The following is a 21,092-nucleotide window of genomic DNA, read 5'->3' as shown; positions in this document are numbered from 1 at the left end:
GGAGGAACCGTGTCCTTCCCATCCACCGCCGACGTCATGGAGCGCTTCAACCGGGCCTTCGTCGAGCGTGACCGCGGCCTGCTCGACGACCTGGTCGCCGAGGACTGCGTGATGGAGTCCGTGCAGCCGGCCCCCACCGGCGAACGCGTCACCGGCCGCCAGGCGTGCCTGGACTGGTGGGGCGCGCTCGTGGACGACCTGACCAGCGCGTTCGAGCCGCAGGAGGTCATCGTCGCCGGTGACCGCGCCACCATCCACTGGCACTACCGCTACGGCACCGGCCCGTCCGACTGGGTCAGCGGCGTGAACCTCATGCGCGTCCGCGACGGGCGGATCGTCGAGGCGCTCGGCTTCAGCAAGACCGCCGGCGAAGTTCCCCTGGCGACCGCCTGATGGACGTCATGCGCAGCTACCACGTCGACAGCGGAGCCGGCGTCGAGGGCCTGTCGATCAAGGAACACCCCGTCCCCACCCCTGGTCCTGGGCAGGTGGTGGTCGCGGTGCGGGCCACCTCCCTCAGCTTCCGCGAGCTGATGATCCTGCGCGGCGACTACGTGCTCCCGGTGAAACCGGACGTGGTGCCGGTCTCCGACGGCGCCGGCGACGTCGTCGCCACCGGCCCCGGCGTCGAGTCGGTCGGCGTCGGCGACCGGGTCACCGCCACCCTGTTCCCGAGCTGGCAGGACGGCCCGTTCGCGTTGCGGCACCTGCCGCAGCTCGGCGGCTCGCTGGACGGCATGCTCACCGAGTACGCGCTGCTCGACGAGCACGCCCTCGTGCCGATCCCGGCCCACCTGTCCTACGAGGAGGCCGCGACGCTGCCCTGCGCCGCGGTCACCGCCTGGAACGCCCTGACCGGCGAGGGCACCGGCCCGCTGCCCGGCCGGACCGTCGTCACCCAGGGCACCGGCGGGGTGTCGCTGTTCGCGCTGCAGTTCGCCAAGGCGCTGGGCGCCCGGGTGATCGCCACGACCAGCAGCGCGGCCAAGGCCGAACGCCTGTACGCGCTGGGCGCCGACGAGGTCGTCGACTACCGGGCCACCCCCGACTGGGCGGCCCGGGTGCGCGAGCTGACCGGGGGCGAGGGCGCGGAACACGTCATCGACGTCGCCGGTGACCTCGGGCAGTCGCTGTCGGCCACCGCGATCGGAGGCCAGGTCGCCAGCGTCGGGTTCGTCCTGGCCGACCCGCCGCCGCTCGACGCGCGGGCGGTCTTCCGGTCGGGAGCCACGCTGCGGGGCATCGCCGTCGGCAGCCGCGCGCAGTTCCTGGCCGTGATCCGGCTCATCGAGGCCCACCGGCTGCGCCCGGTCATCGACCGCGTCTTCCCTTTCGAGCAGGCTCCCGACGCCTACCGCCACTACATGTCGGGCGGGCCGTTCGGCAAGGTCGTGATCACCGTGTGAGCCGGCCGGACGCGGCGGGCGGGGCGTGCCTGCGCAACACCCCGCCGAGCGGCCCCCTAGCAGGGGGTCTCGTGGAACTCCGGGTACGAGCCGCGGGTGCCCACCCACGTCACGTCGCCCACGCAGTTCTCGTACTTGACGCCGACCACCGTAGTCCGGGTGGAGTCGCTGTAGTAGTACGTCTCGCAGTGGTAGTCGATCTGGCAGGCGCGGGCGTGGGCGGGCGAGCCGGCGACGGTGAGCGTGCCGACGGCGAGCAGGACGGCGAGCGATGCGCGACGAATCATGGAGATCCTCTCTGACGCGAGGAAGCGCTACTGCCCCTGATGATCGATCGCCGGAGCGAACAGTTCAATACGGTTCATCACAGTTCAATATGGTCGATGCCGGGTACCCCATCGCGAAGGCGAAATGATCCCCCCTGCCGCCGACATAGGATCTTTTCATCTGGTAGATGGCTGATTGTCGAAAGGCTTCCATGACCCACCCCCTCAGCCGCCGGTCCGCCCTGCTGGGGGCCGCGGCCGTGGCCGGAATCGCTCTGTGGGAGAGGCCGGCCGAGGCGGTCGGCGCCGCCGCGTTCGACGCGGCCCGGGAGCGATGGGTGAGCCTGCTGGCCGGCGCCACGTACGACCCGGCGTACCTGGACAAGACGCGGGCCGTCGAGGGTTCGGCCAACGCGGTGCTGCGCAAGATGGACCCCGCTCCCGGCCGGCCGAGCCTGTGGCCCGACCTGCCGCTCGACGACCCCCGTACGGGCAACTTCAACCGCGCCTACAACCGCATGCGCACGCTGGCGCTCGGCTGGGCCACGCCGGGCACCGACATGCACCGCGACGAGCGGGTCGCCGAGACCGCGGCCAGGGCCCTGGACTTCCTGTACGAGCACGCCTACCGCGAGGGCCTCGACCGCCGCGGCAGCAACTGGTACTGGTGGGAGATCGGCGTCCCGCGCGCGCTGACCGACACCTGCGCGCTGCTCTACGACGGCCTGCCCAAGGACGACCTGCGCCGCTGGCTGCGCCCGCTGCGCCACTGGTGCCCCGACCCCGAGCGCCGCGTCAGCCACCCCGGCGTGGTCGAGACCGGCGCCAACCGGGCCAGCAAGGCCATGGCGGTGGCGATGCGCGGGCTGCTCACCCACGACGCCCGCCTGCTCAAGCGGGCCAGGAAGGCCGTCTCCGACCTGCTGCGCCCCACCGGCGGGCCGGGCGACGGCTTCTACCGCGACGGCTCCTTCATCCAGCACGGCGTGTTCCCCTACAACGGCAGCTACGGCGTGGACTATCTGGAGAGCGTGGCCAAGCTGATCGCCATGCTGGCCAGGTCACCGTGGGAGATCCGCGACGTCGGGAACGTCTACGACTTCGTCGACCGCTCGTTCACGCCGTTCATCTTCGACGGGTTGATGATGGACTGCGTGCGCGGCCGGCAGATCTCGGTGCAGGGCCACCGCGACCACCATTCGGGGCAGAAGGCGGTCGAGGCCATCCTGACGCTGCTGGAGACGGCGCCCGAGCGCCACGCCCGGCGCTGGCGGCCGATGGTGAAGGGCTGGCTCACCCGCAACCAGGCCGTCCCGTACGCCGCGGTCGCCCCGCTGGCGAGCGTCGCGCGGGCGCAGGCCCTGCTGGCGGACGCGTCCGTGCCGGTCGGCCCCCGCACGACCGGCACGTACGTCTTCGCCGACATGGACCGGGTCGTGCACCGGCGTCCCACCTGGGCGTACGCCATCGCGATGAGCTCCGAGCGCATCGGCGCGGCCGAGGGCATGAACCAGGAGAACCTGCACGGCTGGTACACCGGCGACGGCATGACGTACCTCTACACCGACGACCTGACCCACTGGAACGACGACCTGTGGCCGACGATCGACCCGTACCGGCTGCCGGGCACCACGGTCGACACCCGCGGGCGCGCCGACCTCCCGCACGGCGCGCGCCGCCTGCCGCCCACCCCGTGGGCGGGCGGCGCGGCGCTCGACGGCGAGTACGGCGTGGCGGCGATGAGGCTGATCGCCGACGGCTCCTCGCTGCGGGCCAGGAAGGCGTGGTTCCTGCTCGACGACGGGGTGATCGCCTTAGGGACCGGCATCACCGCCTCCGACGGCCGCCGCGTCGAGACCGTCGTGGAGAACCGCAACACCCACGGCGCCCATCCCCCGCTGACCCGCGGCGACGGCTGGGTCCACCTGTCCGGCGTGGCCGGATACGCGCTGCTCGACGGCGCCGAGGCGAAGGTGATCCGCGAGCGGCGCACCGGCCGCTGGCGCGACATCGACACCGGCGCCACCACCGGCGGCGACACGACCCCCGTCACCAGGCACTACACGACGATCCTGGTCGACCACGGCGTCGATCCGCGCCGGGCCCGCTACGCCTACGCCGTGCTGCCCGCCGCCACCCCCGAGCAGACCGCGGCCTACCGCGGGCGGGTCGAGATCCTGGCCAACTCCCGCACGGTCCAGGCCGTCAGCCGGGACGACCTGATCGCCGCGGTGTTCTGGCGCGCGGGGGCCGTCGACACCCCGCACGGGCCGCTCGCCGCCGACGGGCCGTGCGTCGTGCTGCTCCGCCACGACCGTCACCGGGTCCGGCTGGCCGTCTCCGACCCGTCCAGGACCGCCGACGACGTGCGGATCAAGCTGCCGTGGCCGGTCAGGTCGGTCAAGGAGGGCGACCGGGGGGTGCGCCGGTCCAAGCGGGCGGTCAAGGTCGAGGTCGGCGGCAGCCGCGGGCACACCCGTCAGGCGGTCCTGCGCGTCTGAGCCGGGCCGCCGCCGTTCATGAGGCGCCGGTGGGGACGTGCGGCAGGAGCTCGGCCGCCGGGACGCCGGGGTCGGCCAGCCGGCGCGGATCGGCGGTGTGCCCGGCGGCGACCAGGGACCGCAGGTGGCCGGCGTCCTGGCTGTCCACGGTCAGCGCGGCCACCGGGACGCCGCGGTCGAGCCAGAAGGCGGCGAACCCGGGCTCCCCCGGCTCGCCCCTGGTGACGACGCGGTCGGACGTGGTGGGCAGGCCGACGTATTCGAGGGTGGACCCGTACTGCGTGGAGAAGAAGTACGGGACGTGGTCGATGGTGACCGGCTCGCCCAGCAGCGTGGCCGCGGCGGCGGTCCCGTGGACGACGGCGTTGTCCCAATGCTCGATCCGGACCGGTTTCAGGTAGCGCGGGTGCCGGTGGCGGGCGACGTCGCCGGCGGCCAGCGCGGCCGGGTGCGAGGTGCGCAGGCGGCCGTCGGTGACGATGCCGCCGTCGACGCGCAGCCCCGCCGCCTCGGCCAGCTCGGTGTTGGGGACGGCGCCCACGGCGACCACGACCAGGTCGGCCGGGACGCGCCGCCCGGCGACCGTGCGCACCGCCTCGACCGAGCGCGTCCCGAGCACCGCCTCGACGCCGTCGCCGGTGAGCAGCTCGACGCCGTGGTCGAGGTGCAGGCGGGCGACGGCGCCGCCGATCCGGTCGCCCAGCACGTGGTAGAGCGGCGTGGGCAGCGGGTCGACCACGGTCGTGGGCACGCCGAGCGCGCGGGCGGCGGCGGCGACCTCGCAGCCGAGCCAGCCGGCGCCGACCACGACGACGGCCGAGGCCGCGCGCAGGGCCGCGCCGAGCCGTTCGCTGTCCTCGCGGTCGCGCAGGTAGTGGACGCCGTCGAGGTCGGCGCCCGGCACCCGGAGGCGGCGCGGACGGGCGCCGGTCGCGATCAGCACCTGGCCGAACGGCAGCTCCACGTTGCGCCCCAGCTTCACCCGCCGGCCGTCGAGGTCGAGCAGGGTGGCGGGGGCGCCGAGGGCGAGGGCGACGTCCTGGGCGGCGTAGAACCGCGGGTCCAGGACGTCGAGCTCGGCGGCCTCGGTGGTGCCCAGCAGGTAGCCCTTCGACAGCGCGGGACGCTGGTAGGGCAGGGGGTGCTCGTCGCCGACGAGCGTGAGCGGCCCGTCGTAGCCGTGGTCGAGCCGCAGGGCCCGCGCGGCCTGGGCGCCGGCGAGGCTGGCGCCGATGATGACGATGCCGGGATCGGCGGGCATGGTGACGCTCCTTGTGAACGGTGCCGGGGTGCGCGGGGGGTGTCAGACGATCTGGGTGTCAGACGATCTGGAGGTTGGCCATCATGGCCATGTCCTCGTGCTCGGCGTTGTGGCAGTGGAAGAGGTAGCGGCCGCGGTAGCCGTCGAACCGGGTGATGATCTCCACCGACTCGCCCGGCCGCAGGGAGACGGTGTCCTTCAGCCCCGCGTCGTGCGGCAACGGCGGCCGGCCGCTGCGCGAGAGCACCCGGAAGCCGACCAGGTGCAGGTGGACGGGGTGGTGGACGTCGGCGACCATCCGCCACACCTCGACGTCGCCGAGGCCCACGGTGACGTCGGAGCGGGCGGGGTCGAACGGCAGCCCGCCGATCAGCCAGCCGCGGCCGTCGTGCATCCGGCCGGCGCGGAAGGACAACTCGCGCACCCGTACGGCGTCCGCCCGCCGCCACTCCGGCAGGTCGGTGGACAACACGGGGGGCACCCGGCTGTCGTCGGCCGCGGCGCGCGCGACCCGGAAGGCCATCACGTCCCGGGTGCGGCCCGAGCCGAGCCGGTTGACGATCCGGACGCGCCCGCCGACCGGGACGCGGGCGAAGTCCACGACCACGTCGTAGCGCTCGGCCGGCGCGATCGGCAGCACCCGGTGGGTGACGGGGGCCGCGAGCAGCCCCTGGTCGGCGCCGATCTGCACGAGGTCGAGCCGCCGCCCGTCGTCGAGCACGGCTTCGAGCTCGTAGTGGCGGGCGTTGGAGGCGTTCAGCAGGCGCAGCCGGTAGCGGGCCGCGTCCACCTCGTGGACGGGCCAGGGGGCGCCGTTGACCAGGATCACGTCGCCGAGCACGCCCGCTATGTACGGTTCGAGCACGCCTGGCCGCTCCCGCAGGGTGGGGTCGAGTGCGGGGTAGGCGAGCTCGCCCTCGGCGGTGAACGCCCGGTCGGCGATCATGAGCGGCAGCTCGCGCGGCCCCGCGGGCAGGCCCAGTGCCTGCTCGGCGTCGTCGCGGACGATCTGCAGCCCGGCCAGGCCGCGCCAGATCGCGGGGGCGGTGAAGTCCATCCGGTGGTCGTGGTACCACAGCAGCGTCGGACGCTGGTCCAGCGGGAAGGTGTAGTCCCTGGTCCGCCTGCTCAGCACGGCCCGCGGGTCGCGCATGCCGCCCATGCCGCCCATGCCGGAGCCGTGCGCCATGTGCATGGTGGGCTCCGTCCAGCCCTCGGGCAGCACGAGGTCGGTCGGGTAGCCGTCGGAGGCGGCCGGGGTGCGTCCGCCGTGCAGGTGGACGACGGTCGGCACGGGCAGGTCGTTGCGGTGCGTCACGGTGATCGGCCGGCCCCGGCGCGCCTCGATCGTCGGCCCGGGGAAGGTGCCCCCGTACGTCCAGGCCCTGGTCCGTACGCCGGGCAGGATCTCCAGGGTCGTCTCGCGCTGGACGATCTCGTAACGGTCGGCGCCGCCCGAGGCGCCGGACGGCGCCAGCACGGCGGGGATCGGCAGCGGCACCTGGAACGGCGGCGGCAGCGGCAGGTCGCTGCGCAGCTCGGCGCCGGTGATCGAGGGCCGCCGGGCCATCGCGGCCGAGGTGCCGAGCCCGGTGGCCGCCATCAGCCCGAGCGCGCCGCCGATGCCGAGCGCCTGCCGCCTGGTCACGCCGCGCGCCGGCCGGTCGAGCTCAGGCATCGCGGGCCGCCCGACGCGGGAAGGGCCGGCGCCACACGTCGATGAACTGCACCGTGAGCGCGGCGACGGTCGCCACTCCCAGCGGGATGTGCAGCCACAACGCGCCGTCGAGCCCGGCGAAGTACTGCGCCGTCTCGGCCGCCACCACCGCAGCCGTGGCCAGGAACGGCCCGCTGCGGCGCAGGCGCGCCCACACCACGATCGCCACGATCAGCTGGAGGTAGCCGACGGAGGTGACCACGTCGGCGCCGAAGGAGTGCCAGCGCAGGCTGTCGTAGTCGCCGGTCAGGTACACGCCGGCGAACACCGGCTGGCCGGCGATCGCCACCATGTGGGCGCTGACCGTCGCCCGCAACGTCCAGCCCACGGGTGCCGTGCGGCGCGTGGCATCGGCTCGCGGTCCGTCGACCACGCTGAGCATCGAGGGTCCTCCTCATGTCCGTCCTGATGGAACGCCTCCGACGCTATGGCTCCTGAGTTATCTTGTCCAAGATCTATATTGCTATGGTGTTATGCGTTGGGAGGCATGATGGATCTGAACGCCCTCCGCCAGTTCCTGGTGGTGGCCCGGCTCGAACACCTCAGCGCCGCCGCCGAGGAGCTGCGCGTCGCGCAGCCGTCCCTGAGCCGGACGATCGCCCGCCTGGAGAGCGAGCTGGGCACGCCGCTGTTCGACCGCGGCGGCCGGCTCCGCCTGAACGGCGCGGGCACCCTGTTCCGCGGCTTCGTCGAACGGGCGCTCGGCGAGCTCGACGCCGGACGGCGCGCCGTCGCCGAGGCCGCCGGCGAGGGGTTCGGCACCGTACGCCTGGCCTCGGAGACCTTCCTGACCCTCACCGGGCCGCTCGCGGCCTACAAGCGCGCCCATCCCGCCGCCGAGATCGAGCTCCACTGGGCCCCCGCCGACGACATGTCCCGCCGCCTGCGCGCCCAGGAGTTCGACCTGTGCGTCGCCTCCCAGCCGATCCACGCCGACGGGCTGGAGGCCGCCGAACTGCTGGACGAGCCGGTCGGGCTGGCCACCGCGCTCGACCACCCGCTGGCCGGCCGTACGTCGGTGACCATCGACGACCTCGCCGACCAGCCGTTCGTCACCGCCCGCAAGGGACACTGGCAACGCCGGCTGCTCGACCGGCTCTTCGCCGCCAGGGGCCGCACGCCGCGGATCGTCTGCGAAGGCGACGAGTCCAGCGCCATCGCCGACCTGATCAGCACGGGGCTCGGCATCGGGCTCGTCCCGTCCCTGGCCCGCCGCTCCACCACCCGCGCCCCGCTCGCCTGGGTGGACGTCGACGACCCCGACTGCCGCCGCACGCTCACCCTGTTCTGGGGCGCCGACAGCCACCTGTCCACCGCCGCCCGCCTGATGCGCACCACCATCACCAGCTGGGACTGGCTGGCCGGCGAACCCCACGAGAAACGCTGAGGGGTCGCGGTGTGCACCGGGTTCGCCGTCTTCAGCCTGACGCTCCCCGCGCACCCAGGGCGGGGCTCCGGCGCGGGGCAGAGGGACAGCGGCATGTCGAGGAACAGGGGGTCGATCATCGGGCGTGCCGCCCGGAGCCGAGCCGTGTCGAGCCGCGTCTCCCGCACGGCACGGGAGCGGAGCGACGGCCGGGCCAAGAGAACCCGGACACGCGGCGCGACCGTCCGTACACTTTCTGTCGCTGGTCTGCGGGGCCTTACGGCCCGGTCAAGAGAGGGCGGGGTGCGGAGCGATGAGCGAGGTCCACGGTGGCGGGCTGCCGCCGGGCGCCGCGGAGGCCACCGGGCCTGAGTCGGTGAGCCGTCACGAGGACCTGGTGCGGCTGCTGGCCGAGCAGTTCGCCCGGGCCGACGTGTCGCTGCGGGAGTTGCAGGCGCGGGCCGACAGGTCGGGCGGCGCCCGGTTGCCGCGCAGCACGTGCGCCGACATGCTGGCCGGCCGGCGCTTTCCCAAGAAGGCGGTCATGGTGGCGTTCCTGCGCGGGTGCCGGGTGCCCGACCACGAGCTTCCCGCCTGGGAGCGGGCCTGGGACCGGGTGCGGATCAGCCGGCTGCCCGCCGGGGCCTGGGACGATCGCGGCTCGCAGGCGTCCGACGGCCCCCCGCCGGCCGCGTCCGGTCCGGCGGGACCAGGTCTGCCGGGCGGGGCGGCATCGGTGCTGGGTGGCGGGCCGCGGCGGGCCGTCCTGTTCGCCGGGATCGCCGTGCCGGTGGCCGCCGCGCTGGCCCTGGCCGTCGTCGTCGCCGTACGGCTGACGGGACGGCCCGAGCCGCGGCCCGAAAGCACGTCCGGCCAAATCGTGGACGCCGGTCAGGCCGTGGACTCCGGTCAGGCCGTGGACTCCGGTCAGATCGTCACCGACGACGGCCGCGCGTTCCCCCGCGGCGGGTCGAGCCGGTTCACCGTGAGCGTCAGCCCGGCCAACACCGGCGTACGGCTGATCCGCCGGCTCGACGCCGGCGTCGGCCTGCAGGACGCGACCATCACCGTCGACGGCGTGCCCGCGGCGAGGTGGCGGCCGCTGCTGGAAGACGCCGTCCACAAGTGGCGGAACCAGATCGTCGACCTCCCGCCGGGGCTGACGGCGGGTCGGCGTGCGCTCACCGTCGTCAACACCTGCGTGTCCGGCTCGGGGTTCAACGAGTTCCTCTACACCGTGGAGCACCGGATCAACGGCGTCTGGTCGGTCGCCGACCGGGTCGACGTGGGCCCCGACCACCCCGCGAGCGAGGCCGCGCACGACTACCGCGTCGTGCGCGGCGACTGGGCCCACCGCCAGACCTTCGCCTACCCGCCGCGACGGGAGGACTGGGACGTTCGCTAACATAGCGAAGCACTTCATAATGAAGTACGTAAACAAAGGGATCCCATGGCCTCCATCCGGCACGAAGTCGTCATCGATGCCTCCCCCGACCACATCTGGGACGTCCTGCGTGACGTCGGGGCCGTGCACGAACGGCTGCTCCCGGGCCGCGTCCAGGACACCAGGCTGGACGGCGACCAGCGGTTCCTGACGTTCCCCGACGGGCACGTGATCCGCGAGCTGATCGTCGCGATCGACGACGACGCCCGCCGCCTGGCCTACGCGGTCGTGGAGGGCGCGAGGCCGCCGCTGGCCCACCATCACGCCTCCTTCGAGGTCCACCCGGAGGGCGAGGGGGCCGGCCGGCTGATCTGGATCACCGACGTGCTGCCCGACGCGCGAGCCGCCGAGGTCGGCCAGCGGATGCGGTACGGCGCGACGGAGATGAGACAGGCCATCGAAGCCACGTCCCCACCCCGCCCCTGACCGCCACGGGCCCACCGCTGCCCCCGCCGCCGCCCTGCCTCCCACTGGCCCGGCACCGGACTGGCGGAGGCCGGGGGCAGGGCCCGGCGCGGGGGCGGTGGCGGTGAGGTCACTAGGATGACCGGCGCCGGACGGCCCCCCGTCCCACCGGCCGGCTCCCCCGCACCACCTGAGAGGCGCACACCACGATGGCGGATCCCGACGCCACCCCGCTCGACGACCCGGTAGGCGCGTCACTGCGCGGCCGTCACGCGCACCTCGCACGGCGGCTCGGCGCGGCGGCCACGTACCGGGCCGAGGTGGCGACCTTCTCCTCGGTCCCGGCCGGGCCGGACGAGCGGGCGTGGGCCGACCTGGCCCGGCTGCTCGGGCCGGGCGAGCTCGCCGACCTGTTCAGCTCCCCGGCGACCCCACCGCCCGGCTGGGAGCCGGTGTTCGCCCTCGACGGCCGCCAGCTGATCTGGGACGGCGGCGACCGCGCCCCCGCCGTGCCCGGCGACGTCACCGAACTGGGCGCGTACGACGTCCCGCACATGCTGGACCTCGTCGCCAGGACGCGACCGGGGCCGTTCTGGGCGCGTACCCGCGAAATGGGCACCTACCTCGGCGTCTTCGACGGCGGGAAGCTGGTCGCGATGGCGGGCGAGCGGCTGCGGCCACCGGGCTGGACCGAGATCAGCGCCGTGTGCACCGCGCCCGAGGCGCGCGGCCGGGGCCACGCGGGCCGCCTGGTCGGCGCGCTCGTCTCGCGGATCGTGGCCCGCGGCGAGCGTCCGTTCCTGCACGTGGCCGAGGCGAACACCGGCGCGATCGCCCTCTACGAGCGGCTCGGCTTCCGAACCCGCAGACTTGTGACCTTCCGCGGCTTCCGCACCCCGTGACACCCCAGGTGGTCGCTGGGTCTCCGCACCCCGCGGCGGCCCGGGGCAGCCCGCGACGGCCCGCGGCGGCCCTGGTCTGCCCGGGCGGGCGCTTCGGGCCTGGGGAAAACGTGTTGCCCCGCCCCCCGGTGAAACGTATGGTTTTGCGCTCGTGGTCACAGTCGTGGAACGGGTCCTGCCGGCCCGGTTGGGGACAGGGTTCCGATGGTTGCTGGCGTCGAGCTGGCTGACGAATCTCGGTGACGGGATCGCGGCCGCCGCCGGCCCGCTGCTGATCGCGACGCTGACCCGCGACCCGCTGATGATCTCGCTGTCCGCCCTGGTCAGCTGGGCGCCGCCGCTGGCGTTCAGCCTGTACGCCGGCGTCCTGTCCGACCGGTACGACCGCCGCAGGATCGTGCTGGTCGCCAACGCCGTACGCGCCGTGGTGCTGGCGGCGCTCGTCGTGCTCATGGCGACCGGCACCGTGACCGTGGCGACGGCGCTGGCGGCGCTCACGCTCCGGTCCATCGCCGAGGTGTTCGCCGACAACGCGACGTCCACCCTGACGCCGATGATGGTCTCCAGGGACGACCTGATCGTCGCCAACGCCCGTCTCGGCACCGGGTTCATCACGCTCAACCAGCTCGCCGGGCCGCCGATCGGCGCGGCGCTGTTCGGGCTGGGCCTGACCTGGCCGTTCGCGAGCCAGCTGCTCCTGGTGCTGGCGGGGATGGTCCTGGTCTCCCGGATCGCGCTGCCGGCGCGGGTCCGGCCGGACGACGCGCCGCGCCCGAACACCGTGCGCGAGCTCGTCGCCGGGTTCAGCTGGACGGTGCGGCACCCGGCGGTCCGCACGCTGGCGCTCACCATCCTGATCTTCAACTTCACCTTCGGCGCGGCCTGGTCGGTGCTCGTCCTCTACACCCAGGAGCAGCTCGGCCTCGGCGCGATGGGGTTCGGCCTGATGACCACCATCGGCGGGATCGGCGGCCTGATCGGCACCGGCCTGTACGGGACCATCACCCGCAGGGTCAGCCTCGGCGCCCTGATGCGGATCGGGCTCATCATCGAGACGTTCACCCACCTGGGCCTGGCCCTGACCCGTTCGCCGTGGGTCGCCGGAGCCATCTTCCTGGTCTTCGGCGCGCACGCCTTCATCTGGGGCACCACCTCGGGCACCGTCCGCCAGCGCGCGGTCCCGCAGGAGCTCCAGGGGCGGGTGGGCAGCGTCAACACCGTCTGCGTCTACGCCGGCCTGGTGGTCGGCTCGTTGATCGGCGGCGTGCTGGCCACCCGGTTCGGCGTCGCGGCGCCCTTCTGGTTCGCCTTCGCCGGTTCGGCGGTGTTCGTGGTGCTGCTGTGGCGGCAGCTCATGCTCATCGCCCACGACGACTGAGCAGCCCGCCCGGCGGCGGCCTTCCGTCTCTGGAAAGCCGCCGGTGAGCGCAGGCGCCGCTCACTTGAGCGGGTCGTGCCCCCAGTTCATCAGCGAGTAGCGCCACCGGGTCTCCCGGACGTCACCGGACGGGCGCTGCGCCAGATGCCGGTGGATGTAGCCGATCACCTTGGCCATGTGCTCGTAGTCGTGGCCGGTCCAGGAGGATCTGCCCTTGCGGAGGAGCCGGACGATCTCGCGGCCGGAGGCGTGGCCGGTCGACTCGCCGCCGCCGTCCTGCTTCTGGCCGACCTGCTTCGACTCCTCGGTGTCCAGCCAGCGTTCCAGCTCGTGCGCGGTCATGTTGACGGCCTGGCCGAACTCGGCCGCCACGTCCCGGTCGCCGCTCACTTCGCGTCCTTGCCCTTGCCCTTGCCCTTGCGCAGCGCGGACGGCTTGTGCACGGCCTCGCGCCCGCTCTTGTCGCTGCGCACGACGTACTGCGGGTCGTCGGGCGAGGCAGCCACCGTACGGCCGGCCTCCTTGGTCCTCTTGGTGATCTTCTTCTCCACCTTGCCGCGGGCCGTGGACCCGTGGCTCTTCCAGGACACCTCGTCACCCACGGACGGATCGTCCTTGCGCTTGCCGGTCATAGGATGCGCGCTACCCCGCCCCCCTCCCGCACTCGGCCGGGCGGGCAAAACCTTCCTTTGCCGTCGCCGTCCCGGGGCCGACGCGGGCGTCCTCGGGGCGGGGCGGCTGCTGCTCACGAGTGGCCGAATCGTAAAGTGAGCACGATCGCACCAGTGATGTAGGGAGCCCTTGTTGCACGAGAAACTGTCGTCGACCTACGACAACGTCCTGCGCCGGAACCCCGGCGAGGTCGAGTTCCACCAGGCCGTGCGCGAGGTGCTCGAAAGCATCGGCCCAGTTCTCGGCAAGCATCCCGAGTACGCCGAATCGAAGATCATCGAGCGGATCTGCGAGCCCGAGCGGCAGATCATCTTCCGCGTGCCGTGGCTGGACGACCAGGGCGAGGTGCAGATCAACCGTGGCTTCCGGGTGGAGTTCAACAGCGCGCTCGGGCCGTACAAGGGCGGGCTGCGCTTCCATCCGTCGGTCTACCTGGGCATCGTCAAGTTCCTCGGGTTCGAGCAGATCTTCAAGAACGGCCTGACCGGCCTGCCCATCGGCGGCGGCAAGGGCGGCTCGGACTTCGATCCCAAGGGCCGCTCCGACCGCGAGGTGATGAGCTTCTGCCAGAGCTTCATGACCGAGCTCTACCGGCACATCGGCGAGTACACCGACGTCCCGGCCGGTGACATCGGCGTCGGCGGGCGCGAGATCGGCTACCTGTTCGGCCAGTACAAGCGCATCACCAACCGCTACGAATCCGGCGTGATCACCGGCAAGGGCCTGGTCTACGGCGGCGCCCAGGTACGCACCGAGGCCACCGGCTACGGCTGCACGTTCTTCGTGGAGGAGATGCTCAAGGCCCGCGGCACGTCGTTCGACGGCAAGCGGGTCGTCGTGTCGGGCTCCGGCAACGTGGCCGTCTACACGATCGAGAAGATCGAACAGCTCGGCGGCGTCGTGGTGGCCTGCTCCGACTCCTCCGGCTACGTGGTCGACGAGAAGGGCATCGACCTCGACCTGCTCAAGCAGGTCAAGCAGGTCGAGCGGGGGCGCCTGGAGACCTACGCCGAGCGCCGGGGCGAGCAGTCCGTCTTCGTCCCGGACCGCAGCGTGTGGGAGGTGCCCTGCGAGGTGGCGATGCCGTCCGCCACGCAGAACGAGATCACCGGCCGGGACGCCGCGTTCCTGGTGGACAACGGGTGCGTCGCGGTCGGCGAGGGGGCCAACATGCCGACCACGCCGGAGGGCATCAAGGTGTTCCTGGAGGCGGGCGTCGCGTTCGGGCCGGGCAAGGCGGCCAACGCGGGCGGGGTGGCCACCAGCGCGCTGGAGATGCAGCAGAACGCCAGCCGCGACTCCTGGACGTTCGAGTTCTCCGAGCGCCGTCTCCAGGAGATCATGCAGGACATCCACGGCCGCTGCCTGCAGACCGCCGACGAGTACGGCATGCCCGGCAACTACGTGGCCGGCGCCAACATCGACGGCTTCCGCCGGGTCGCCGACGCCATGCTCGCGCTGGGCCTCATCTGACCGCGCCGGCCCCCGGCCCGCCCTCACCGGCGCGGCGTGCGCGCGAGATCAGGCCGGGAGCCGGGAGGGCAGGCCGGGGGCCGGGGTCAGGACGGGGTGCCGGGAGGCAGTTGGTGGTCGGCCCAGACGTAGGTCTCGGGCAGCAGGTCGGTGACGGGGACCGTACGGAGGCGGTCGCCGTCGCCCACGATGACCTGCAGGGCCGGGAAGTAGTCCAGCAGGACCTGACGGCAACGGCCGCACGGCGGGACTACCCCGCGCTCCCGGTCCCCCACCGCGACGATCGTGTCCAGCTCGTACGCGCCCTGGGCGGCCGCCGCGCCGATGAGGACCAGCTCGGCGCAGGGGCCGCCGGTGAAGTGGTAGGCGTTCACCGCGGTGACGATCCGGCCGTCGCGGGCGCGCGCGGCGGCCGCCATGGTGTGGTTGTCACCCCGGCAACGAGTGCGGGCGACCTCCGCGGCGGCCTGGACGAGTTCGCGGTCGACGTGCCGGCTCACTGCCCCTCCTCGTGACCTGACGCCTCAGGCGCGGGTCTGCTCGCGCAGGAATTCGACGATCAGCTCGGTGACCTCGGCCGGCCGTTCCATGCTCGCCAGGTGGGCCGCCCAGGGCAGCTCGACGTTGCGGGCGGCGGGCAGGTCGGCCTCGGTGTGCCGGAAGTCGGCGACGTCGTGCGCGCCCGACACGGCCAGGCACGGCATCGTCACGGCCGCCGGGTCCACCTGGACCTTGACCGGGCCGACGACCCCCTCGGCGAGCTGGAGCTCGTAGGCGCGCAGCTGCATCTCGTGCACGGCCCGCCCGGCCTTCTCGTCGGCGTCGGGGCCCAGCCAGCGGTCGACCATCAGCTGCGCGGCGCCCGTCAGGTCGCCCGCCTCGACCAGCGCGTCCTCACGCTCGCCGACCGCGCGCAGCTCGGCGCTCGGCTCCCGCCAGGGCAGGGCGGCGGAGAGCAGGACCAGCGCCGCCACCCGCTCGGGGCTGCTCGCGGCGACCTCCAGCGCCACCTTCCCGCCGTAGGAGCTGCCGGCCAGGAAGAACCGGTCGATGCCCAGGCTGTCGAGCAGGCCCAGCACGTCGCCGGAGTTGCTGTACGGCTCGGTCGGCAGCGGGCTCTGCCCGAAGCCGCGCAGGTCGCACCGGACCACCCGGAAACCGGCGGCGATCAGCGGCTCCCACTGGGGGTCCCACATGCGCCGGTCGCAGACACCCGCGTGCAGGAGGAGCAGCGCCGGTCCGTCGCCTGCCACGTCATGAGAAATCGTCATCGCGCAGACGTTACCAGTCATTCACTGACCGGTTTGTCCCACGCGAGACGGCGCCGGGGCTTTTTCCGGCGACCCTGGCCATCCAGGCCGTCACGCCCAGCACCACGGCCGCGTAGGGCAGGGCGAATCGGAGCATGCCGCGACTCCGGGCGCGGGAGGCCGCGCGGCCTCCCGCGCCGGGAGCGCTACGGCAGTGCCACCGCACGGTCCAGGGCGGGCGGGGTCAGCGGGCCCTGCCGCAGGTAGGCGCGCATGGCCTCGTAGTCGCGGCTGCCGCGCACCGCGTCCGTGTACCCGGCGAAGGCGGTGTAGCCGTCGGCGCCGAGCAGCGTGTACGCCAGCGCCGCGAGCCGGTAGGTCCGGCCGGTGTCGAGCGGCCGGCCGTCGATGACCACGTCGGCGGGGTTGATCCGGTCGCCCACGGGCCGGTTCGGGGAGTAGGAGAAGCGCACATTCCTCGACACGGCCAGCGGCGCGAACTTCACGGTGCCGTCGGCCTGCGTCTGCCACTGCTGCTCCAGGGCCTGTTCGAGCTGCGAGCCCTTGACCGACACCGTGACCACCGGGTTGGCGTAACCCCAGGCGGCCCACGACTCGCCCATGAGCACCTTGCCGTCGGCGTCGGCGGCGTTGGCGCCCTTGGCGAACCTCAGGTCGCCGCGCAGCGAGTTCGAGCCCTTGGTCGGCGCCACGGCCACCATGGCCAGGTCGGCCTTGCCGCCCTCGGTCTGCTGGGAGTCGAAGTACTCCACGTCGGCCACGGTGTTGCCGAGCGTGCTCTGCCCGGTGGCGTCGCGGGTCCTGGTGAGGTCGCCGGTGATGGTCCCGTACGGCTTGGCGTAGGTCTCCTTCTGCATGGCGTTCCAGTGGTCGACCAGCTTCACCATGGCGGGGTCGGGGGTGATGTCGCGGGTCACCGGGTGGTTGGCCGCGGTGGTCGCGGTCCTGATGACGTCGCGGGTGCGGCGGTCGAGCCGGAGGTTGATCTCGCTGATGAGGCGGCCGTGGTTGGCGGCCTCGACGACCGGGCGGGGGTTGCCCGCGGGGTCGGGGATCGAGCAGTTGAAGAACCAGTGCCAGTGGCCCGTGACGATGGCGTCGATGTCGGGCGAGGCGTTCTTGGCGAAGTCCCAGATGGGCCCGGACTTCTGGTCCCCGCAGCCGCTGTAGTCCTCGCCGGCCTTGCCGCCCTCGTGCACGTTGGCGACGATGGCCTTGACGCCGCGGCGCTTGAGGATCTCGGCGTACTTGTTGGCCGTCTCCACCAGCGGCAGGTTGTCCAGCGACGGCTGGTAGGAGGTGGAGCCGTCCACGGTGGTGGGCGTGGTCAGGTTGATGAACCCGACGGGGATGCCCTGGAACCGCTTGATCACGTACGGCGGGAGCACCGGGCGGGTGTCGCCCTTCATGGTGATGTTGGCCGTGGAGATGTCGAAGTCGGCGCCGTGGAAGGGCTGCCCGTCGGAGTCGGTGAAGCAGCTGTCGAGGCCGACCTCGCCGAAGCACTCCCCCTTGCCCATGTGGTCGCGCAGGAACTCGAGCGACCGGTCCAGCTCGTGGTTCCCGACCGTGGTGAACTCCACCTTGATCTTGTTCAGGAACTCGATCGTGGGCTCGTCGGCGTGGTACGACACCTCGGTGGGCCAGCCGCTGAAGTTGTCGCCGCTGGAGAAGGTGACCGTGTTCTCGTGCCCCTGCCGGAGCCGGTCGAGATGCGCCGCCAGGTACGGCGCGCCGCCCACCACCAGGGTCTTCCCCTGCGGATCCTTGATCGTGCCGTCGGTGGCGTTGCTCTGCGGGGTGATGTAGCCGTGGAAGTCGGTGAGCGACAACAACTGCACGTCCACGGGCTTGGGCGCGGCCAGTGCCGGTGAGGCGGACGAGGCCAGAGCGACGCCTAAGGCGACAATAATCCACTTACGGAACGAGGACACGCATACTCCTAAATAAGGGGATATAGCGGGAGAAAAGACTTGCCGATCAGCCCTTCGAGCCGGTGAACGCGATCCCGGCGATCAGCTGCCGTTGCATGACCACGAAGAGAACGATCACCGGCAGCGAGGCCACGACGGACCCGGCGAAGAGGATGGGGTAGTTCGTCAGGTACTGGCCGCGCAGCGAGGCCAGCCCGGCGGAGAGCGTCATCATCTCCGGGTCGGTGTTGACCACCAGCGGCCAGAGCAGGCTGCTCCATGACCACATGACGGTCAGCAGCCCGAGCGCCAGCAGGCCGGGCCGGACCAGCGGCAACATGATCCACCAGTAGATCTGCAGCGGGTTGGCGCCGTCCAGCCGGGCCGCCTCGTCCAGCTCCTTGGGCAGGGTCTTGAAGAACTGCCGCAGCAGGAACGTGCCGAAGGCGCCGAAGACGCCGGGGGCGATGAGCGCCTGGAGGCTGTTGAGCCACCCGAGCCCCTGCATGATCTCGTACCGCGGCAGCAGGAACAGCTCCCCCGGCACCATCAGCACGGCCAGGAACAACATGAAGACCGGCCCGCGTCCGGGGAAGTCCAGCCGCGCGAAGGCGAAGGCCGCCAGCGAGCACAGCAGCAGCTGCCCGGCCGTCACCGCGGCCGTCACCACCACGGTGTTGAGGAACTGCCGCCCGAGCGGGACGGTCCGGAACACGTCGGCGAAGTTGTGCCACTGCCAGGACGGCACCGCCGTGGGCGGCACCCGCATCGACTCGGTCATGGTCTGCAGCGAGACCACGAGCTGCCAGACGAACGGCATGACCATGATCAGGCCGCCGGTGAGCAGGACCGCGTGCACGATCCAGCGCCTACTCATAGTGGACCCACCGCCTCTGCAGCCGGAACTGGACGGCGGTCAGCATGAGGATCAGGGCCAGCAGCACGACCGCGATGGCGGCGGCGTAGCCGCGGCTGTTCTGCACGAAGCCCTGCTCGTAGAAGAGGTAGACGATCGTGCGGCTCCCCGCCAGCGCCGGGCTCTTGGTGTCGATCATGAGGTAGACCAGGTCGAAGACCTGCAGCGTGTTGATCAGCGTGATCACCACGACGAAGAACGTGGTGGGCGTGAGCAGCGGCAGCGTGATGCGGAAGAACTGCCGCACCCGGCCCGCGCCGTCGATCGAGGCGGCCTCGTAGTAGTGCCTGGGGATGCCCTGCAACCCGGCCAGGAACAACACCGCGTTGTACCCGAGCGAGGTCCAGATCCCGACCACCGCGACCGCGTAGATCGCGAACTCGGGGTCGGACACCCAGTACGGCCCGTCGATCCCGACCAGGCCGAGCAGGTAGTTGATCGGCCCGAAGTCGCCGTTGTAGAGGTAGCGCCAGGTCAGGCCGACGGCCGCGGGCATGGTGACCACCGGCAGGAAGTACAGCGTGCGGTAGAAGCCGAGCCCGCGCAGCCCCGGCACGTTCAGCAGCGCCGCGATCACGATCGACAGCGGCACCCCCACCAGCACGAGCACGGAGTAGAGCAGCGTGTTGCGCAGCGCGCCGGCCATCTCCTCGTCGCCGAGGAGGGCGGCGAAGTTGTCCAGGCCCACCCACGTCTGCCCGCCGAACACGCCCGACTCGGTGAAGCTGAGGTAGAGCGTCTGGACGATCGGCCACAGGTAGAACACGGCCAGCCCGAGGGCCATGGGCGCGATCAGCCCGTAACCCCACAGCCAGTCGCGCCGCGACCGCCGCCCCGGCGGGGCCGCCGCCTTGACGGCGGCCCGTTCCTCGGTCAGCACCATCGGCTACTCCTTGGCCAGGATCTCGTTCATCTGCGCGGCGATCTCCTTGGCCGCCTCCGCGGTCGGCCGCGTGCCCGCCCACGCCTCGGCCAGGAGCTTGTTCTGCACGTCCTGCCACTTGGCGGTGTTGAGCGAGACGGGGTACGGCACGCCGTTCGGGATGGAGGCGGCGAACGTCTCCTTCAGGTGGTAGTCCGGGAAGGCGGCGAACCAGCCGTCCTGGGTGCCGGCCCGCGAGGAGACCGAGGCGCCGCCGGAGTCGCTGAGGATCTTCTCGGCCTCGTCGGAGGACAGGAACGTGGCGAACTGCGCGGCCTCGGCCGGGTGCTCGCTCTTGGCCGAGACGGAGTTGGCCAGGCCGAGCAGGATGACGGCCTCCTGCGCGGGCCCCTTGGGCAGCGGCGCCACGTCGACCTTGCCGCCGCGCTCGGTGTTGGCCTTGAACGTGCTGGCCAGCCACGAGCCGCCGTAGTACATGGCGTACTTGCCGGTCATGAACAGCTGCACGGGGCTGGTGTCGGTGGTCGCCTGGAGGGGCGGGGCCACCTTGTCCTTGTTGATCATGTCGGTCCAGAACTCCAGGCCCTGGATGGAGCCGGGCTTGTCGAAGCCCGACTTCTTGCCGTCGGCGGAGATGACGTGGCCGCCGGCCTGGATCATCGTGGGGTAGAAGCCGCCCTGGTCCCACAGGGGGGCCAGCAGGCCGTACTGCTTCTTGGCCGGGTCGGTCAGCTTCTTGGCGGCGGCCTTGAGGTCGTCCCAGGTCCAGTCGGCGGTCGGGTACGCGACGCCGCCCTTGTCGAACAGCTCCTTGTCGTACCAGAGCACGGGGACGCCGACGTCGCGCGGCATGCCGTACAGCTTGCCGTCGTAGCGGTAGCCGTCCACGATGGCCTGCGGGAAGGCGCTGACGTCGGCGTTCTCGAAGGGGGCGATGACGCCGCCCTTGGCGTACATGCGCACGTTGAGGCTGTTCATCCAGAAGACGTCGGGGGCCGCGCCGCCGGTGGCCGCGGTCTGGAGCTTGGTCCAGTACTGGTCCCACGGGGTGATCTCAAGCTTGACGGTGACGTCGGGGTGCTGCTTCTGGAAGGCGTCGATGATCTTCTGGGTGCTGGGCTGGTCGTTCTTCTCCCAGATCGCGTAGCTGATCGTGACTTTTCCTGGCTTGGTGGCGGTGGTGTCGGAGCCGGAGCCACAACCGGCCAGTGTCATCGCCAGGGCGGCGGCGAGTGCCATACGCAGGCGCACGGGCAGTTCCTTTTCTCTAGAAGGCGTCGGGGGGATGATGATCAGGGTCTGGATCTCGGCGGGGCGG

General features: G+C 72.2%; 21 protein-coding genes. 9 read left to right on the top strand and 12 right to left on the bottom strand.

Translation table 11 applies throughout. The annotated features are described in order from the left end of the window. Positions 1–9: 9 nt before the first annotated feature. The gene (locus tag AB0J76_RS37140) at positions 10–393 is read left to right on the top strand and encodes a nuclear transport factor 2 family protein (protein WP_352327770.1); all 384 of its coding nucleotides are present in this window, start codon (positions 10–12) and stop codon (positions 391–393) included. An 8-nt stretch (positions 394–401) separates the two neighbouring features. Beyond that, positions 402–1,406, top strand: coding sequence for an NAD(P)-dependent alcohol dehydrogenase (locus tag AB0J76_RS37135; RefSeq protein WP_352327771.1), 1,005 nt, complete (start codon positions 402–404; stop codon positions 1,404–1,406). 56 nt (positions 1,407–1,462) lie between these two features. Here AB0J76_RS37135 and AB0J76_RS37130 read toward each other — a convergent pair whose 3' ends face one another. Further along, entirely contained in the window at positions 1,463–1,693 is a 231-nt protein-coding gene (locus AB0J76_RS37130) for a DUF6289 family protein (RefSeq protein WP_352327772.1), read from the bottom strand. A gap of 191 nt (positions 1,694–1,884) precedes the next feature. Here AB0J76_RS37130 and AB0J76_RS37125 point away from each other — a divergent pair, with 191 nt between their 5' ends. Next, positions 1,885–4,173, top strand: coding sequence for a polysaccharide lyase 8 family protein (locus AB0J76_RS37125; RefSeq protein ID WP_352327773.1), 2,289 nt, complete (start codon positions 1,885–1,887; stop codon positions 4,171–4,173). A 16-nt stretch (positions 4,174–4,189) separates the two neighbouring features. Here the strand turns inward: AB0J76_RS37125 and AB0J76_RS37120 are convergent, their stop codons facing one another. Genes AB0J76_RS37120 through AB0J76_RS37110 form a run of 3 tightly spaced genes read right to left on the bottom strand, consistent with a single transcriptional unit; the run spans position 4,190 to position 7,533 of the window. Beyond that, positions 4,190–5,434 carry an FAD-dependent oxidoreductase gene (locus AB0J76_RS37120; RefSeq protein ID WP_352327774.1) on the bottom strand — a complete coding sequence of 415 codons (1,245 nt, stop codon included), beginning with the start codon at positions 5,432–5,434 and terminating at the stop codon, positions 4,190–4,192. Positions 5,435–5,492: 58 nt separating this feature from the next. Then, positions 5,493–7,112: a multicopper oxidase family protein gene (locus AB0J76_RS37115; protein WP_352327775.1), complete on the bottom strand. Its 1,620-nt coding sequence runs from the start codon at positions 7,110–7,112 to the stop codon at positions 5,493–5,495. After that, positions 7,105–7,533, bottom strand: a complete 429-nt coding sequence (locus AB0J76_RS37110; RefSeq protein ID WP_352327776.1) for a hypothetical protein — start codon at positions 7,531–7,533, stop codon at positions 7,105–7,107. The genes AB0J76_RS37115 and AB0J76_RS37110 overlap by 8 nt, the downstream gene beginning before the upstream one ends. Before the next feature lie 105 nt (positions 7,534–7,638). On the opposite strand from AB0J76_RS37110, the gene AB0J76_RS37105 reads away from it, so the two are divergent. From AB0J76_RS37105 to AB0J76_RS37085, 5 genes are all read left to right on the top strand, one after another. After that, the gene (locus AB0J76_RS37105; RefSeq protein WP_364392342.1) at positions 7,639–8,538 is read left to right on the top strand and encodes a LysR family transcriptional regulator; all 900 of its coding nucleotides are present in this window, start codon (positions 7,639–7,641) and stop codon (positions 8,536–8,538) included. A gap of 292 nt (positions 8,539–8,830) precedes the next feature. After that, the gene (locus AB0J76_RS37100; RefSeq protein ID WP_352322794.1) at positions 8,831–9,922 is read left to right on the top strand and encodes a hypothetical protein; all 1,092 of its coding nucleotides are present in this window, start codon (positions 8,831–8,833) and stop codon (positions 9,920–9,922) included. Positions 9,923–9,967: 45 nt separating this feature from the next. Next, positions 9,968–10,387 (top strand): SRPBCC family protein, encoded by a 420-nt coding sequence (locus tag AB0J76_RS37095; protein WP_352322795.1) that lies wholly within the window; start codon positions 9,968–9,970, stop codon positions 10,385–10,387. A gap of 188 nt (positions 10,388–10,575) precedes the next feature. Then, positions 10,576–11,268, top strand: coding sequence for a GNAT family N-acetyltransferase (locus AB0J76_RS37090; protein ID WP_352322796.1), 693 nt, complete (start codon positions 10,576–10,578; stop codon positions 11,266–11,268). Positions 11,269–11,476: 208 nt separating this feature from the next. Further along, positions 11,477–12,646 carry an MFS transporter gene (locus AB0J76_RS37085; protein ID WP_352322797.1) on the top strand — a complete coding sequence of 390 codons (1,170 nt, stop codon included), beginning with the start codon at positions 11,477–11,479 and terminating at the stop codon, positions 12,644–12,646. 60 nt (positions 12,647–12,706) lie between these two features. Here the strand turns inward: AB0J76_RS37085 and AB0J76_RS37080 are convergent, their stop codons facing one another. Continuing rightward, entirely contained in the window at positions 12,707–13,036 is a 330-nt protein-coding gene (locus tag AB0J76_RS37080; protein ID WP_352322798.1) for a DUF3140 domain-containing protein, read from the bottom strand. Beyond that, positions 13,033–13,278 (bottom strand): DUF2945 domain-containing protein, encoded by a 246-nt coding sequence (locus AB0J76_RS37075; RefSeq protein WP_352322799.1) that lies wholly within the window; start codon positions 13,276–13,278, stop codon positions 13,033–13,035. The genes AB0J76_RS37080 and AB0J76_RS37075 overlap by 4 nt, the downstream gene beginning before the upstream one ends. A 169-nt stretch (positions 13,279–13,447) precedes the next feature. Between AB0J76_RS37075 and gdhA the strand changes: the two genes are divergently transcribed. Then, on the top strand, positions 13,448–14,791 hold the full coding sequence (gdhA, locus tag AB0J76_RS37070) for an NADP-specific glutamate dehydrogenase (protein WP_352322800.1): 1,344 nt from the start codon (positions 13,448–13,450) through the stop codon (positions 14,789–14,791). Between the two features lie 86 nt (positions 14,792–14,877). On the opposite strand, the gene AB0J76_RS37065 is transcribed toward gdhA, so the two are convergent. From AB0J76_RS37065 to AB0J76_RS37040, 6 genes are all read right to left on the bottom strand, one after another. Beyond that, on the bottom strand, positions 14,878–15,291 hold the full coding sequence (locus tag AB0J76_RS37065) for a cytidine deaminase (RefSeq protein ID WP_352322801.1): 414 nt from the start codon (positions 15,289–15,291) through the stop codon (positions 14,878–14,880). Between the two features lie 24 nt (positions 15,292–15,315). Continuing rightward, entirely contained in the window at positions 15,316–16,062 is a 747-nt protein-coding gene (locus AB0J76_RS37060) for an alpha/beta hydrolase (protein ID WP_352322802.1), read from the bottom strand. A gap of 185 nt (positions 16,063–16,247) precedes the next feature. After that, on the bottom strand, positions 16,248–17,996 hold the full coding sequence (locus tag AB0J76_RS37055; protein WP_352322803.1) for a bifunctional metallophosphatase/5'-nucleotidase: 1,749 nt from the start codon (positions 17,994–17,996) through the stop codon (positions 16,248–16,250). A gap of 46 nt (positions 17,997–18,042) precedes the next feature. Further along, positions 18,043–18,852, bottom strand: a complete 810-nt coding sequence (locus AB0J76_RS37050) for a carbohydrate ABC transporter permease (protein ID WP_352322804.1) — start codon at positions 18,850–18,852, stop codon at positions 18,043–18,045. Further along, positions 18,845–19,774, bottom strand: coding sequence for a sugar ABC transporter permease (locus AB0J76_RS37045; protein ID WP_352322805.1), 930 nt, complete (start codon positions 19,772–19,774; stop codon positions 18,845–18,847). Before AB0J76_RS37045 ends, AB0J76_RS37050 begins: the two co-directional genes overlap by 8 nt. 3 nt (positions 19,775–19,777) lie before the next feature. Continuing rightward, on the bottom strand, positions 19,778–21,025 hold the full coding sequence (locus AB0J76_RS37040; RefSeq protein ID WP_352322806.1) for a sugar ABC transporter substrate-binding protein: 1,248 nt from the start codon (positions 21,023–21,025) through the stop codon (positions 19,778–19,780). Between the last annotated feature and the right edge of the window lie 67 nt (positions 21,026–21,092).

The organism is Nonomuraea sp. NPDC049624, assembly GCF_040675255.1.
Taxonomy (GTDB): Bacteria; Actinomycetota; Actinomycetes; order Streptosporangiales; family Streptosporangiaceae; genus Nonomuraea.
This window is presented reverse-complemented; position numbering and strand designations above follow the sequence as displayed.